We start from the raw sequence: 15,356 nt of genomic DNA on the forward strand, positions 1-15,356 counted from the left end.
ATGGAGTATTTATATATAAAATCACTACATATAATATTTATTACAACTTGGTTTGCAGGACTTTTTTATATAATTCGTTTATTTATTTATTTTAAAGAAGCGGAAGCTAAACCTGAACCAGAAAAAACTATTTTAACCAAACAATACCAATTAATGATTAAAAGGCTGTGGTATATTATTACCTGGCCTTCTGCTATTTTAGCAACAATTTTTGCTGTTATTTTACTAATTTTACAACCAGCTTGGCTTCAACAAAGCTGGATGCAAATTAAATTAGCATTTGTAGCTTTGTTGTTTTTTTACCATGGAACTTGCCAGATTCTATATAATCAAACTCAAAATAATACTTTGAAGTATTCTTCAACATTTTTAAGAATATGGAACGAAGTTGCTACCATAATTTTATTTGCTTGTGTATTTTTAGTAGTACTCAAAAACTCTTTAGGTTGGATTTTTGGAACTGTTGGTATTATTGGTTTCTCAATTTTATTAATGTTAGGTGTAAAATTGTATAAAAATATTAGAAAAAAAAACAGCTGGGATAAACAGTAAATTTGATTCATACATTTTATCAAATCAACAACGCTTAAGCAGTTTTCATCATTTATTTTTAAACTTCAATCTAAATTTATTGTTAAATACGTAAACATCCTTCCATTTTTATGAATATTTAATATATTGTATATCAATGTATTATATGTTACAGTATGATTAAAATCATAGATAGTACGAAAACCTTTTCGTAATTTTATTGCATTCTAAATACAACATTTTATAAATCAATATTTTATGAAACTAGCGTGCTAAAATGTCTATCACGAAATAAATTAACAGGTAGCAAACAGCATGTGACTAATAAAATAAATAATAAAGACACATGAAAAAACTTCTATTAGGTAACGAAGCATTGGCACAAGGAGCAATTGATGCAGGAATCTCAGGTGTGTACGCTTACCCAGGAACTCCATCTACAGAAATAACAGAATATATACAACGATCAAAAACAGCTACAGAACTAAAAATTCATTCAAAATGGTCTGTGAATGAAAAAACTGCAATGGAAGCTGCTTTAGGAATGTCTTACGCTGGAAAAAGAGCACTAACCGTGATGAAACATGTTGGGTTAAACGTAGCTGCTGATGTTTTTATGAACATGTCAGTTTCAGGAATTAACGGCGGTCTAGTGGTTGTTGTTGCAGATGATCCTTCAATGCATTCATCACAAAACGAACAAGATTCTAGATATTATGGTAAATTTGCTATGATTCCAATTTTAGAACCTTCAACACAACAAGAATGTTACGAAATTACTAAATATGCTTTTGAATTATCTGAAAATCTAGGTTTACCTGTAATGATACGTTTGGTTACCCGTTTATCCCATTCAAGAGCTGGTATTAAAACAGGAAACAGAAAACTTCAAAAAGAGCTAAAACTACCTAAAAACCCAACGCAATTTCAACTAATTCCAATGCATGCTAGAGGCAGATATAAACATTTAGTTGACATTCAGCCTGATATTTTAGAAACTTCAGAAAACAGCAATTTTAATGAATTTAAAAAAGGCGCAAATACTTCTATAGGTATTATTGCTTCTGGAATTGCATACAACTATTTAATGGAAAATTTTGATGGAGAGGAATGTCCTTATCCAATTCTAAAAGTTTCTCAATATCCAATTCCAAAGAAACCCGTAAAAAAACTATTTGATACATGTAAAAAAGTATTGGTTTTAGAAGATGGTTATCCTTTTATTGAAGAAGCTATTTCCGACTTTTTAGGTGAAAACAGAAACGTAATTGGACGATTAACTGGCGACATTCCTCGTATGGGAGAATTAAACCCAGATAATATTGCAAGTGCTTTAGGTTTTGATGTAGTTATAAATGAAACTATTCCTAAAGTTGTTACTGGAAGACCACCAGAATTATGTGTTGGTTGCGGTCATAGAGATTTATTTGATGCCGTTAACTCATTGGGTAAAGAAATGGAAAGTCAGCAAGTATTTGGTGATATTGGTTGTTATGCTCTTGGTGTGTTAAAACCTTATGAAAGTATTAATACACTTATAGATATGGGTGCTTCAATTACTATGGCAAAAGGAGCCGCTGATGCTGGTGTGCACCCAGCAATTGCTATTATTGGAGATTCTACTTTTACACATTCTGGTATGACTGGTTTATTAGATGCTGTTATTGAAAATACACCAATTACAGTAATTATTTCAGATAATTCTGCAATCGCAATGACTGGCGCTCAAGATTCTTCGGCTTCAGGAAGGTTAATTGATATTTGTAAAGGTTTAGGTGTTGAAGAAAATCATTTAAAAATTATTACTCCACTTCATAAAAACCTAAATGACAATATTGATTTAATTAGAGATGAAATTAATTACAAAGGTGTTTCTGTAATTATTTCACAACGACCTTGTGTGCAATTGCCAAAAGAAAAAAAGGATAAATTAAAAGAACTTAAAAAGGTAACACTAAATTAAATTTAGAATCATGAAAACAAATATTATATTAGCAGGTGTTGGCGGACAAGGAATTTTAACAATTGCAGCCGTTTTAGATACAGCAGCTTTAGACTGCAATTTAAATATAAAACAATCTGAAGTACACGGTATGAGTCAACGTGGTGGCGCGGTGCAAAGTCATGTTAGAATTTCAGACAAAGAAATATTTTCAGATTTAATTCCACAAGGAAAAGCAGATATTATAATTTCTGTAGAACCTATGGAATTATTACGCTATTTACCTTTTTTAAAAGAAGGTGGGCATTTAGTTACCGACTCAAATCCGTTTGTAAATATTGTGAATTATCCAGAAATAGATGCTTTGTATGCCGAAATTAAATCACAGCCAAACAGCATCTTAATTGACGCAAAAAAAATAGCTAAAGATTTAGGAAATGCCCGTGCAACAAACATTGTTTTATTAGGTGCAGTTGCTTCACTTCTTCCATTAAGTGATGATAGTTTAAAAAAAGCTATTAAAACACTTTTTGAAAGAAAAGGAGAACGAATAGTAAACAAAAATTTAGAAGCCTTTGAAAAAGGAAAAGAAATTGCCGCTGAAATTGTTTCTTAAAACCAATAATAAATGTTACACCATAAACTAATCAACCCTAAAAGTATTGCAGTTATTGGGGCTTCAAATAATGTTCAAACTCCAGGAGGACGAGTTTTAAAGAACCTTCAGAATCACAATTTTAAAGGTGAACTTTTTGCTGTAAATCCTAAAGAAACAGAAGTCCAAGGTGTTAAGTGTTATCAAAATATTAAAGATATTCCTGCTGTTGATCTCGCAATAATTGCTATTGCAGCTAAATTTACATTAGAAACTATTAAAATTTTAGTCAAAGAAAAAAACACCAAAGGTTTTATTATTTTTTCTGCAGGATTTAGCGAAAAAGATACCGAAGGAAAGAAACTAGAACAAGCAATAGTTGATGAAATTAATGCTGTAGGTGGCACATTATTAGGGCCAAATAATATTGGTTTGATCAATCAAAATTATGCAGGTGTTTTTACCACTCCAATTCCAAAATTAGATAACAACGGAGCTGATTTTATTTCAGGCTCCGGCGCAACTGCTGTTTTTATTATTGAAGCTGCTATGGCAACCGGATTAACATTTTCAAGTGTTTATTCCGTTGGAAATTCTGCTCAAATTGGTGTTGAAGAAGTATTGGAACATTTAGATGAAACCTTTGATAAAAACACAAGTTCAAAAGTTAAGTTGCTTTATATTGAAAGTATTGAAAACCCACAAAAACTATTAAAACACGCTACTTCTTTAATTAAAAAAGGTTGTGAAATTGCAGCTATAAAAGCAGGAAGTTCTTCCGCTGGAAGCAGAGCCGCAAGTTCACATACAGGTGCCCTGGCAAATTCTGATGTCGCAGTAGATGCGTTATTCAAGAAAGCTGGAATTGTGCGTTGTTATGGTAGAAACGAATTGATAACTGTTGCTTCAATTTTTATGCATCCAGAATTAACTGGAAAAAATATTGCTATTATTACCCACGCTGGTGGTCCTGCAGTAATGTTAACCGATGCACTTTCTAAAAACGGATTAAATGTTCCAGAAATTAAAGGCAAAGAAAGTGAAGAATTACTTGAGAAATTATATTTAGGTTCTTCCGTTTCAAATCCCATTGATTTTTTAGCAACAGGAACTGCCGAACAACTAGCAACTATTATAGATTATTGCGAACATAAATTTGATAAAATTGATGCAATGGTGGTTATTTTTGGAAGCCCCGGTTTATTTGAAGTTTACGATGTTTATGATGTGCTTCATAAAAAAATGAGAGACTGTAAAAAACCTATTTTTCCTATTTTACCTTCTGTAGTTAACGTTAAAAATGAGATTGATTATTTTGTTTCAAAAGGAAACATCAATTTTCCAGATGAAGTGTTGTTTGCAAATGCCTTAGGTAAAGTTGCAAATACAGCTAAACCAGAAACGATTGAAATTAAAACAATAGCAAATAATTTAGAAAAAATTAGAACAATTATAAATAACGCTGAAAATGGTTATTTGCAACCTCAACAAGTGAAAGAATTGTTGCTAGCAGCTAAAGTCCCTGTTGTAAATGAAGCTGTTTGCAGTACAAAAAAAGATTGTTTAAACACCGTTAAAGAATTTGGCTTTCCAGTGGTTATGAAAGTTGTAGGTCCAATTCATAAGAGTGATGTTGGTGGTATTATTTTAAATATTACTTCTGAAGAAAGATTGATAGCATCTTTTGATACTATCATGAAAATTGAAGGAGCAACTTCGGTTTTAATTCAGCCAATGAAAAAAGGAATTGAACTATTTATTGGTGCTAAAAAAGAAACAAATTTTGGGCATTTAGTTTTATGTGGTTTAGGCGGAATTTATATTGAAGTTTTAAAAGATATTCAAGCAGCTCTAGCACCAGTTTCAAATACTGAGGCAATTGAAATGATTCAAAACCTAAAATCGTACAAAATAATTCAAGGAGTTAGAAATCAAAAAGGTGTTGACGAACCTAAATTTGCAGAAATAATTGAAAAAATATCAAATTTAGTTACAATAGTGCCCGAAATTGCAGAATTAGACTTAAATCCACTTTTAGGAAATTCGGAAGAAATTTTTGCTGTTGACGCCAGGATTAGAATTGAAAAATAAATTATTGCCTTAAATAAATTCCTGTGAGCACAAGAATGACATCACGGTTTTAATGAAACTAAATTTATTTTACAATTTGACATCATTCCTATGTAGGAAGGAATCTATACGTTGTGAAAATGGATTCCTGTCTGAACAGGAATGGCAAAACTAAAATATGAAAACTGTAACTAAATAATTGTTACTACTCGATAATTTCTACTTGACCACGAATATTTGGACTTGTGCTTCCAATTATAAAATTAGTAGTTCTTGGATGAATTTTAAAAGCTGTTTTTTCGTTTTTTAAAACTTCAAAATGTGCTATTATTTTTTTATTTGATAGTGTTGAATTATCAAAAATAATAGTGTCTATTCTATTGTTTTTTATTAATTCTCTTATTTTTGAATAATCATCTATTAAAGATTCTTTTATTAAAAGGTGTTTTTTATTCAAAAATTTAACAATCAACTCATCATTTCCTAAATACAATAAATTAAAAACAGGTTTACTACTAGTTTTATTTTTTCTAAACTTAAAGTATTTAAATAGGTACCAGAATTCTATTCCAATTCTCATAAAAAAATCATAGACAAAGTTTAATTTAAAATGCTTTTTATAAAAAATTCGCATTGCCCGATGAAAATAATTTAAGTATTTAATATCCTTAGGAGTACTTTCTCCTTTAAAATGAATTATCTGAGTATCTGCATAATAATAATTCTGATACCCTTTATTCAATAATTTCATACTTAAATCTATGTCTTCGCCATACATAAAGTAATCTTCATTAAAACCTTTAACTTCATTAAAAACAGTTCTCTTTATAAACATAAAAGCACCAGAAGCAACTTTAATAATACCCGATTCATTTTCATCTAAATATGTAGCATAATATTTACCTGTTCGCTTACTTGAAATACCAAAAAGTTTATTAAATGAAGCATTTGGAGTTGGGATTCCTCTTTTACTTTCCGGTGCAAATTTACCAGCCCCGTCAATTAGTTTAACCCCTAAAACTCCTAAATTTTGTTTAATTTTCGCATACGCAAATATCTTATCTAGTGTATCTTCAGCAATAATTGTGTCTGGGTTTAATATTAAAACATAATCACCTGTTGCAGCTTTAACACCTTGGTTATTTGCTTTAGAAAAACCTACATTTTCTTTATTTTTAAGCAAAATAACTTCGGGGTATTTTTCTAATAAAATCTTACAACTTTCATCGTTAGAATTGTTATCAACCACTATAATCTCTGTAGTTATTTTTTTTGAAGCCGCTTTTACACTTAAAATACATTGCTCTAAAAAATACCGTACATTATAGTTAACAATTACAACAGAAACATCCATAAAAAAATTTATAGTGAGTTTTCAAATGGAATTCTGTTTACAATACTTCTTCCTAAGGTAATTTCATCGGCATATTCCAATTCGTCTCCAACAGCAATTCCACGAGCAATTGTTGATGTTTTAATGGTATATTTTTCCAATTGTTTAAAAATATAAAAATTTGTGGTATCGCCTTCTATAGTAGAGCTTAAAGCAAAAATCACTTCTTTTACATCTCCTTTTCTAACTTTGTCTATTAAACTATCTATTGTTAAATTTTGTGGACCAATACCTTCAATTGGTGATATTTTTCCGCCTAAAACATGGTAAAGTCCTTTAAATTGCGAAGTGTTTTCAATCGCCATAACATCTCGTACATCTTCAACAATACAAATAATTTCATCGTTTCTTCTTGGATTGGCACAAATTTCACAAATTTCTACATCAGAAATATTATGACATTTTTTACATAACTTAATATCATCAACTAGATTTGTTAAAGCGGTTGCTAATTGATGCGTTTGTAATGTTGGTTGCTTTAATAAATGTAATACCAAACGCAATGCAGTTCGTTTACCAATTCCTGGTAACTGAGAAACCTCATTTACTGCATTTTCTAAAAGTTTAGACGAAAAATTCATTTCGCAAATGTACAATTTCAAACGATATTCTCAATAATTTTAGTTTCTTTGTCACATCAAAACAATTAAAAATAATAAATGCAACCCATTTACATTCTTTTATTAATTGCAGGCTATTTTTGTGTACTATTAGCAATCGCATATTTTACTGGAAAAAACGACTCTAACGAGATCTTTTTTAGAGCCAATAAAAAATCGCCTTGGTATGTTGTTGCTTTTGGTATGATAGGCGCTTCACTTTCTGGCGTTACATTTATTTCTGTTCCCGGTTGGGTACAGAGTTCGCAATTTAGTTACATACAAATTGTGATTGGGTATTTGTTTGGCTATTTTGTAATTGCTTATATACTTATTCCTATTTATTATAATTTAAAAGTAACTTCTATTTACGAATTTTTAAAACTTAGATTTGGAACAGTAACACATAAAACTGGAGCATTTTTCTTTTTTATTTCAAGAATTTTAGGTGCATCATTTCGATTATTTTTAGTTGCATCTGTATTGCAATATTTTATTTTTGATGCTTGGAATATTCCCTTTGAAGTTACTGTAATTTTTTCAATCCTATTAATTTGGATTTATACCTCCAAAGGTGGCATTAAAACTATTGTTTGGACCGATACACTTCAAACATTATTTATGCTAATTGCAGTTTTTACAACAATTTTTATAATTATTAATAAATTAAATTGGTCTGTTGCAGATGTTTTTGCCTCCGCTGAGTTTGAAAAGTACAGTAAAATTATTTTTACAGACAATTTTAATGATAAAAAACATTTATTAAAATCGTTTTTTGGAGGTATGTTTATCGCCATTGCAATGACAGGTTTAGATCAAGATATGATGCAAAAAAACTTAACTTGCAAAAACATAAAAGAGTCTCAATGGAATGTTATTTCTTTAGGTTTTGTATTAATTCTTATCAATTTTGTATTTTTAACTTTAGGTGCATTATTATTTATTTATGCTGAAAAATTTGGTATTGCAGTACCAACCGTTGATGGTACAATAAAAACCGATTTACTATATCCTAAAATTGCTTTAAATGGCGATTTGGGAATTACTATTGGAGTTGTATTTGTTTTGGGTTTAATTGCTGCAGCATATTCAAGTGCGGATAGTGCGCTTACTTCTTTAACAACATCATTTTGTATCGATTTTTTAGATATTGAAAATAAAGAACAATCTAAACAAAAAGCAATTCGTAAAAAAACACATATTGCAATTTCAATATTATTGGTAATTGTAATTGTAATTTTTAAATATGTTTTAGAAGAAAATATAATAAGTAGTTTACTGCAAGTTGCTTCTTACACCTATGGTCCGATTTTAGGATTATTTGCCTTTGGAATTTTTACTAAAATAAACATTAAAGACAACTATGTGTGGGTTGTGGCTGCTGTATCTGTAATTGCTACTTATTTTATAAACGCCTATTCCGAAACCCTATTAAATAATGGCTATGTTTTTGGTTATGAATTATTAATAGTTAACGGAATTATTACATTTTTAGGCTTACTATTATTTAAAAAAACGAATTCGTAAATACTGGTAAAAAGAATTTAAAACTATAAAAGATTTTTTAATTTTACACAATGGAAAGCGATTTAAGTAATTATCGAAGAAATTATCAAAAAATTGAACTATCAATGAAAGATATTTCTGAAAACCCAATGGAACTATTTCAAAAATGGTTTTATGAAGTTGAAGAGTTTGGTGGAAATTCAGAAACAAATGCAATGACAATTGCAACTATTGGAGCAGATGGTTTTCCTAAAAGCAGAGCAGTATTGCTAAAAAAATATACTTGGGAAGGTTTTATTTTTTATACAAATTACAATAGCGAAAAAGGAAGAGCAATAGAAAACAATCCGAATGTTTGTTTATCTTTTTTATGGCATGATATTGAACGACAAGTTATTATAAAAGGTGTTGCTGAAAAAATTTCAGAAAACTTATCTGATGGTTATTTTGAATCCAGACCAGATGGAAGCAAGCTTGGCGCTTGGGCCTCAGACCAAAGCGAACCTGTACCATCTCGTAAATATTTAGACGACAGATTAGCCTCTTTTGAAAAACTATTTGAAAATAAAGAAATTACAAGACCAAAAAATTGGGGTGGTTTTATTGTAAAGCCAATAAGCATAGAATTTTGGCAAGGCAGACCAAATAGAATGCACGATAGAATTAGATATACATTACAAGAAAATTATGACTGGAAAATTGAACGATTAGCTCCATAATTTTTTTATATTTGAAATTCAAGTAATACATGAAACTAGCAAATAAAAGGTTTACCTCATTACCAAATCACAAATAGCGAATAGCATGTGACAATTTAAAAAAATAAAAAAGACACATGAAAACACTTTATATAGTTAGACACGCAAAATCTTCTTGGGAATATGAAGGCATTAAAGATATTGATCGGCCTTTAAAAAAAAGAGGTATAAATGATGCCTACCTAATTTCAAATGTGTTGCATAAAAAAATTGCGACTCCAGATGTTTTTATTTCAAGTTGTGCAAACAGAGCATTGCATACAGGAATTATTTTTAGTTATACGTTTAACTACCCTTTAGCCAATATAAAAATTAGCAAATCACTTTACAATTTTAGCGATGGTTACCTAATTAAAACCGTAAAAGCGTTGGATGATGGTTTTGATTCTGCAATAATATTTAGCCACGACCACGGTATTAGCGATTTTGTAAATAAATTTGGTAGCATTCAAGTGGACCATGTGTCAACTTGTGGAGTTATAGGAATTAAATTTGACACAAACCATTGGAAAGACATAAAAAACGGAAAGACTTTTTTAACTGAATTTCCTAAGGATTATAAATAGTATTATTTTGAAAATAGAAAAACTTGCCGGAATAGATATTGGTTCCAATGCAATTAGACTATTGGTTGCAAACGTAATTACTTACAAAAATAATGAACATCCTAGTTTTAAAAAATCAGCATTAGTGCGCGTACCTATTCGTTTAGGAGCAGATACTTTTTTAAAAGGAAGTATTTCTGAAGAAAATAAAAACAGACTGGTTAAAGCTTTAGAAGCTTTTAAGCTACTTATGGAAGTTCATGGTGTACAAAATTATTATGCTTGTGCAACCTCAGCAATGCGCGAAGCAAAAAACGGAAAAGAAGTTGTTCAGGAAATTTTCGAAAAAACTGCAGTAAAAATTAATTTAATAGATGGTAAAAAAGAAGCTGCAATTATTTTTTCAACAGATTTAACCAATATTATAGAAAACGACAAATCTTATGTTTATGTTGATGTTGGTGGTGGAAGTACAGAAATTACTATTTTTTCAAATGGAAAAATCATCAATTCAAAATCTTTTAAGATAGGCACAGTTCGTTTGCTTAACAAACAAAAATCCTTTAAAGAAGTATGGGAGCAAATGGAAGTTTGGATAAAAGCCAACACTCAAAAACTGCATAAACCTATTTTAATTGGTTCGGGAGGAAATATTAATAAACTATTTAAACTTTCTGGAAAACCAATTGGCAAACCTCTTTCGTTAATTTATATGAAAGCTCAATATCATTTTCTTAAAAAAATGTCTTTTGAAGAGCGTATTTCCGAATTAGATCTTAATCCTGATAGAGCAGATGTTATAATTCCTGCAACTAAAATTTACCTTTCTGCAATGAAATGGAGTAAAGCAAAAAAAATCTATGTTCCAAAAATTGGACTTGCTGATGGTATTGTTAAAAGCCTCTATTTCAAAAACATTTAATATTTTAAAATCATTAATGCTTGTCAATTAACTGCTGCTAATAAAATTAACCTTCAGCTGAGCTGATAATGCTTCTTGTACTAAAGAGAGTGCAGAGCAAATAGAAGAACTTCATTAAGAGTAAAATCAATAATACTTTTATTTAATATTAAAAAAATCTGCTTTACTGCGGGTTTCTTTAATTAATTATCTTTAAGAATATCATCAAAAAAGGTATAATAATAACTTGTATTTCGAATGGAGTTATATCCTTTCATTTTACCTAACACTTCTCCTTTTTCATTAACAATAACAATTGTTGGGTAAGAACTAACGCTATACTTACTCTTTAATTTATAATTATCACTTCTTTGGGAAGCGGTAACCAAATTCTTATTTCTAGGGAAGTCTGCTTCATATAAAACAAAATTATTTTTAACTTCATTATTAAACTTTTCAGACTTAAAAACATCTGAAATTAACATTTTGCAAGGCCCACACCAATCTGAACCAGTGAAAAAAATTAACATTGGTTTATCAGTAAATTCTGTAAGCTTTGCTGTTTTTGAAAAATCTTGCTGCCAAATACCATTTGAATCATGGTTTATTGCAAAACTATCTTGGGCATAACCACTTGACGTAAAAGTTATAACAATTAGAAAACTAAAAATTAAGATCTTCATAAATTGAGGTTTAAACACTAAAGTATTGTCAGATTATAATTTTACAAATTCTTCTACCAATTTGCCTACTACTTTTTCTGATATTTTAGCTACTTCTTGCACTTCTTCGTGAGAAACTGCCTCTACAATACCCTCAACACCTAAGTCTGTAATTACAGAAACTCCAAAACATTCCATTCCCATATGTTTAGCAACAATAACTTCTGGTACTGTTGACATTCCAACAGCATCTGCTCCTAAAATTTTCACCATTTTATATTCTGCTGGAGTTTCAAAAGTAGGTCCTTGCAATGCTAAATATATTCCTTTATGAACTTTAACATCCATTTTCTCAGCAACTTGTTCCATTTTTGCAATCATCTTTTTACTATATGCTTCATGCATATCAACAAATCTAGGGCCAAAACGCGTATCATTTTTACCGTGAAGTGGATGTTCTGGCATAAAATTAATATGGTCTGTAATTAACATAATATCACCAACTTTAAAAGCTGGATTAACCCCTCCAGATGCATTTGAAACAATTAATTTTTCAACTCCTAAAAATTTCATTACTCGAACTGGAAAAATAGTTTGCTCCATTGTCCAGCCTTCATAATAATGAAAACGACCTCGCATAGCCAATACTTTTTTACCTCCCAAAACACCAAAAATCAATTCTCCTGAATGACCTTCAACAGTTGAAACAGGAAAATTTGGAATTTCAGCATACGGAATTGTAATTTCAATTGCTATTTTCTCTACTAAATTACCCAATCCTGTTCCTAAAATAATCCCATAATCTGGTGTTGTTATTCCTTTGTTTTTTAAAAATTTAACTGTTTCCTGAACTTTGTTCCACATAATTTTTTATTTTTTCATCAAAATCATTTTTATGATTTATGACTGTTGATTTTATACTTATATAATGTAATTTTTTAACCTTATCAAAGATACGGACATAATCTTTCTCTGTAGTTAAAACTAATTTATTTTTTGATCTAAAACTACCTAACTTTTCGTTTATTTGTTGAATATCTTTACTCTTAAAACTATAATGATCAGGATATTTCAAATGTTCAAAATTAATATTTTTTTCCTCTAAAAATGTTGTTAATGGAGCTGGATTTGCAATTCCAGTAACTAACAAAACTTCAAAATCTCGCATTTCATCTAAACAAATTGAAGATGCCCCTTTTAAAGTTGTATTGTAATCAATTGCAGTAAAAAAAACGGTTTGATTTTTAATTGGTTTTAATTTTTCAGTTATTGCAAACTGCTCAGTTTCAGTAAGTGCTTTTGGGCATTTTGTTACAATTATTACATGTGCTCTTTTTGCTCCAGATTTATGCTCTCTTAAGTTACCAGTTGGTAACATAGTATCATTTACATATAAATTATTAAAATCAGTTAACAAAATATTGAATCCACCTAAAACTCTTCTATGTTGAAAAGCATCATCTAATAAAATTATATCTGGCGGATTCTTTAATTTTTCTAATTGTTGAATTGCATTGGTTCTATCAGCATCCACACAAACTAGTATATTTTTAAACTTTTTATAGTATTGAAAAGGTTCGTCTCCAATTAATGCTACAGATGCATTTTTATCGGCTATAATAAATCCTGTACTTTTCCTTTTATAACCCCTACTTAAAACTGCAATCTTATAATCGTTTTGTAACAATCTAATTAAATATTCAATTTGAGGTGTTTTCCCAGTACCTCCAACACTTAAATTACCAACAACTAGTGTAGGAGTTTTAAATTTTGTAGATTTAAGAAAATTTTTATCATACAAAAAATTACGAATACTTATAATAACTCCATACAAGATAGCAAAAGGGTACACTATTTTTCGTAAAAATTTCATAAAGGCGAAAATACAAAACAAATTATAATATTTATCTTTGTTTAAACTATATTAATTGATTTATGACTATTAAAGATATAACAAATTGCATTGAAAAATTTGCACCCTTAAATTATGCCGAAGGATTTGACAATGTTGGCTTGTTAATTGGGAACTATGCTACAAAAGTTTCTGGAGTTGTAGTAACATTAGACACCTTAGAAAATGTGGTTGATGAAGCCATTGAGAAAAATTGTAATCTTATTGTAAGTTTTCATCCAATAATATTTTCAGGATTGAAAAAAATAAACGGTAAAAATTATGTGGAACGTGTTGTTTTAAAAGCTATTAAAAATGACATTGCCATTTACGCAATGCATACTGCTTTAGACAATTCAATTAAAGGCGTAAATGCAAAAATTTGTGATGCTTTAGGTTTAAAAAATCAAAGAATTTTAATTCCTCAAAAAAATACTATAAAAAAATTAACTACATATGCACCACAGGAAAGTGCAGATAAAGTGAGAACTGCACTCTTTAAGGCTGGAGCTGGAAATATTGGCAATTACGATTATTGTAGCTATAATACTGAAGGTTTTGGAACTTATAGAGGTAATGAAAATTCAAATCCTGTAATTGGTGAAAAAGGTAAATTTCATGCTGAAAAGGAAACCTTTATTAGTGTTATTTTTGAAAAACATCTTGAAAAGAATATTTTAACAGCACTATTTAATTCGCACCCTTACGAAGAAGTTGCTTACGATATTGTTTCTTTAGACAATATAAATCAAGAAATTGGAATGGGAATGGTTGGAGAATTGGAAGAAGAAAAATCTGAAACTGAATTTTTAAATTTCTTAAAAGAAACTATGAATGCAAAAGGTATTAGACATTCAGTTTTATTAAATAAATCTATTAAAAAAGTTGCAGTTTTAGGAGGTTCTGGAAGTTTTGCTATAGAAAATGCAATTAACACTAAAGCAGATATTTATATAACCGCAGATATAAAATACCACGAATTTTACAAAGCAGAAAACAAACTTATTATTGCAGATATTGGACATTATGAAAGTGAACAGTTCACAAAAAATCTTTTAGTAGAGATACTTACAAAAAAATTTCCTAATTTTGCAATCATTTTATCGAAAAAAAACACAAATCCAATTTATTACTTATAATATGGCTAAAAAGAAAGAAGTTACTGTTGAAGAAAAATTAAGAGCACTGTACGACCTACAATTAATAGATTCAAGAGTTGATGAAATTAAAAATGTTCGAGGAGAATTACCTTTAGAAATAGAAGATTTAGAAGATGAAATTGTTGGTTTAAATAAAAGACTCTCTAATTTAGATGCTGATGTTACAAATTTAAAGAATGACATTTCTGCCAAAAAAAATATAATTGAAGAAGCAAAAACGCTTGTAAAAAAATACGCTGAACAACAAAAAAAAGTCCGTAACAATAGAGAATTCAATTCTTTAAGTAAAGAGACTGAATACCAAGAACTTGAAATTGAATTGGCTGAAAAAAGAATAAAAGAATTTAAAGTTCTAATTGAACAAAAAAATGAAGTAATTGCTTCAACGAAAGAAAATATTGCGAAACAGGAAGACTTATTAAAACATAAATCTGCTGAATTAAGTGATATTATGGGTGATACCGTTAAAGAAGAAGAATTATTACTTAAAAAATCTGAGGAATACTCTGAATTAATTGACGATCACTTACTAAAAGCTTACAAAAGAATTCGTTCTTCTGTTAAAAATGGATTAGCAGTTGTTTCAATTGAAAGAGGAGCTTCTGGAGGATCTTTCTTTACGATTCCGCCTCAAAGACAAGTTGAAATTGCAAGTCGTAAAAAAATTATTACAGATGAGCATAGTGGAAGAATTTTGGTTGATGGCGCTTTAGCTGAAGAAGAAAAAGAAAAAATTGAAAAATTATTAAGCTAGTTAATAGCATTTAATTTAATAAAAAAAGCTGTTTGGAGTAATATTCCAA

Annotated in this window: 15 protein-coding genes; 10 read left to right on the plus strand and 5 right to left on the minus strand. The window is 29.5% G+C overall.

The features are described 5' to 3' along the window. From IEW75_RS13135 to IEW75_RS13150, 4 genes are all read left to right on the plus strand, one after another. Entirely contained in the window at window positions 1-552 is a 552-nt protein-coding gene (locus IEW75_RS13135; RefSeq protein ID WP_134249167.1) for a CopD family protein, read from the plus strand. 325 nt (window positions 553-877) lie between these two features. Continuing rightward, on the plus strand, window positions 878-2,494 hold the full coding sequence (locus IEW75_RS13140) for a thiamine pyrophosphate-dependent enzyme (RefSeq protein WP_134249168.1): 1,617 nt from the start codon (window positions 878-880) through the stop codon (window positions 2,492-2,494). Between the two features lie 10 nt (window positions 2,495-2,504). Beyond that, a complete protein-coding gene (locus tag IEW75_RS13145; RefSeq protein WP_134249169.1) occupies window positions 2,505-3,089 on the plus strand; it encodes an indolepyruvate oxidoreductase subunit beta in 585 nt (194 codons plus the stop codon). A gap of 12 nt (window positions 3,090-3,101) precedes the next feature. Further along, entirely contained in the window at window positions 3,102-5,159 is a 2,058-nt protein-coding gene (locus IEW75_RS13150) for an acetate--CoA ligase family protein (protein WP_134249170.1), read from the plus strand. A 184-nt stretch (window positions 5,160-5,343) separates the two neighbouring features. Here the strand turns inward: IEW75_RS13150 and IEW75_RS13155 are convergent, their stop codons facing one another. Both IEW75_RS13155 and recR read right to left on the minus strand, forming a co-directional pair. Beyond that, entirely contained in the window at window positions 5,344-6,492 is a 1,149-nt protein-coding gene (locus IEW75_RS13155; protein WP_134249171.1) for a glycosyltransferase family 2 protein, read from the minus strand. Between the two features lie 8 nt (window positions 6,493-6,500). Next, window positions 6,501-7,112 carry a recombination mediator RecR gene (recR, locus tag IEW75_RS13160; RefSeq protein WP_134249172.1) on the minus strand — a complete coding sequence of 204 codons (612 nt, stop codon included), beginning with the start codon at window positions 7,110-7,112 and terminating at the stop codon, window positions 6,501-6,503. A 78-nt stretch (window positions 7,113-7,190) separates the two neighbouring features. On the opposite strand from recR, the gene IEW75_RS13165 reads away from it, so the two are divergent. From IEW75_RS13165 to IEW75_RS13180, 4 genes are all read left to right on the plus strand, one after another. Next, window positions 7,191-8,657: a sodium:solute symporter gene (locus IEW75_RS13165; RefSeq protein ID WP_134249173.1), complete on the plus strand. Its 1,467-nt coding sequence runs from the start codon at window positions 7,191-7,193 to the stop codon at window positions 8,655-8,657. Between the two features lie 50 nt (window positions 8,658-8,707). Further along, a complete protein-coding gene (gene pdxH / locus IEW75_RS13170; protein ID WP_134249174.1) occupies window positions 8,708-9,355 on the plus strand; it encodes a pyridoxamine 5'-phosphate oxidase in 648 nt (215 codons plus the stop codon). A 116-nt stretch (window positions 9,356-9,471) separates the two neighbouring features. Beyond that, entirely contained in the window at window positions 9,472-9,960 is a 489-nt protein-coding gene (locus tag IEW75_RS13175) for a SixA phosphatase family protein (RefSeq protein WP_134249175.1), read from the plus strand. A gap of 4 nt (window positions 9,961-9,964) precedes the next feature. After that, complete coding sequence (locus IEW75_RS13180; protein ID WP_134249176.1) at window positions 9,965-10,861, plus strand: Ppx/GppA phosphatase family protein; 897 nt, start codon at window positions 9,965-9,967, stop codon at window positions 10,859-10,861. A gap of 182 nt (window positions 10,862-11,043) precedes the next feature. Here IEW75_RS13180 and IEW75_RS13185 read toward each other — a convergent pair whose 3' ends face one another. The 3 genes from IEW75_RS13185 to lpxK are packed head-to-tail and all read right to left on the minus strand — an operon-like array spanning window position 11,044 to window position 13,375. Next, window positions 11,044-11,523 (minus strand): thioredoxin family protein, encoded by a 480-nt coding sequence (locus IEW75_RS13185; protein ID WP_134249177.1) that lies wholly within the window; start codon window positions 11,521-11,523, stop codon window positions 11,044-11,046. A gap of 33 nt (window positions 11,524-11,556) precedes the next feature. After that, complete coding sequence (locus IEW75_RS13190; RefSeq protein ID WP_134249178.1) at window positions 11,557-12,366, minus strand: purine-nucleoside phosphorylase; 810 nt, start codon at window positions 12,364-12,366, stop codon at window positions 11,557-11,559. Continuing rightward, window positions 12,338-13,375, minus strand: coding sequence for a tetraacyldisaccharide 4'-kinase (gene lpxK, locus IEW75_RS13195; protein ID WP_134249179.1), 1,038 nt, complete (start codon window positions 13,373-13,375; stop codon window positions 12,338-12,340). The genes IEW75_RS13190 and lpxK overlap by 29 nt, the downstream gene beginning before the upstream one ends. Window positions 13,376-13,437: 62 nt before the next feature. Here lpxK and IEW75_RS13200 point away from each other — a divergent pair, with 62 nt between their 5' ends. Further along, window positions 13,438-14,532, plus strand: a complete 1,095-nt coding sequence (locus tag IEW75_RS13200; RefSeq protein WP_134249180.1) for a Nif3-like dinuclear metal center hexameric protein — start codon at window positions 13,438-13,440, stop codon at window positions 14,530-14,532. Between the two features lies 1 nt (window position 14,533). Further along, complete coding sequence (locus IEW75_RS13205; RefSeq protein ID WP_134249181.1) at window positions 14,534-15,307, plus strand: zinc ribbon domain-containing protein; 774 nt, start codon at window positions 14,534-14,536, stop codon at window positions 15,305-15,307. The last annotated feature ends 49 nt before the right edge of the window (window positions 15,308-15,356 follow it).

The organism is Lutibacter litoralis, assembly GCF_014646675.1.
GTDB lineage: Bacteria > Bacteroidota > Bacteroidia > Flavobacteriales > Flavobacteriaceae > Lutibacter > Lutibacter litoralis.

Coding starts and splice junctions, on each gene's coding strand:
- IEW75_RS13135 (WP_134249167.1), top strand. CDS start 1: ATGGAGTATTTATATATAAAATCACTACATATAATATTTATTACAACT.
- IEW75_RS13140 (WP_134249168.1), top strand. CDS start 878: ATGAAAAAACTTCTATTAGGTAACGAAGCATTGGCACAAGGAGCAATT.
- IEW75_RS13145 (WP_134249169.1), top strand. CDS start 2,505: ATGAAAACAAATATTATATTAGCAGGTGTTGGCGGACAAGGAATTTTA.
- IEW75_RS13150 (WP_134249170.1), top strand. CDS start 3,102: ATGTTACACCATAAACTAATCAACCCTAAAAGTATTGCAGTTATTGGG.
- IEW75_RS13155 (WP_134249171.1), bottom strand. CDS start 6,492: ATGGATGTTTCTGTTGTAATTGTTAACTATAATGTACGGTATTTTTTA.
- recR (WP_134249172.1), bottom strand. CDS start 7,112: ATGAATTTTTCGTCTAAACTTTTAGAAAATGCAGTAAATGAGGTTTCT.
- IEW75_RS13165 (WP_134249173.1), top strand. CDS start 7,191: ATGCAACCCATTTACATTCTTTTATTAATTGCAGGCTATTTTTGTGTA.
- pdxH (WP_134249174.1), top strand. CDS start 8,708: ATGGAAAGCGATTTAAGTAATTATCGAAGAAATTATCAAAAAATTGAA.
- IEW75_RS13175 (WP_134249175.1), top strand. CDS start 9,472: ATGAAAACACTTTATATAGTTAGACACGCAAAATCTTCTTGGGAATAT.
- IEW75_RS13185 (WP_134249177.1), bottom strand. CDS start 11,523: ATGAAGATCTTAATTTTTAGTTTTCTAATTGTTATAACTTTTACGTCA.
- IEW75_RS13190 (WP_134249178.1), bottom strand. CDS start 12,366: ATGTGGAACAAAGTTCAGGAAACAGTTAAATTTTTAAAAAACAAAGGA.
- lpxK (WP_134249179.1), bottom strand. CDS start 13,375: ATGAAATTTTTACGAAAAATAGTGTACCCTTTTGCTATCTTGTATGGA.
- IEW75_RS13200 (WP_134249180.1), top strand. CDS start 13,438: ATGACTATTAAAGATATAACAAATTGCATTGAAAAATTTGCACCCTTA.
- IEW75_RS13205 (WP_134249181.1), top strand. CDS start 14,534: ATGGCTAAAAAGAAAGAAGTTACTGTTGAAGAAAAATTAAGAGCACTG.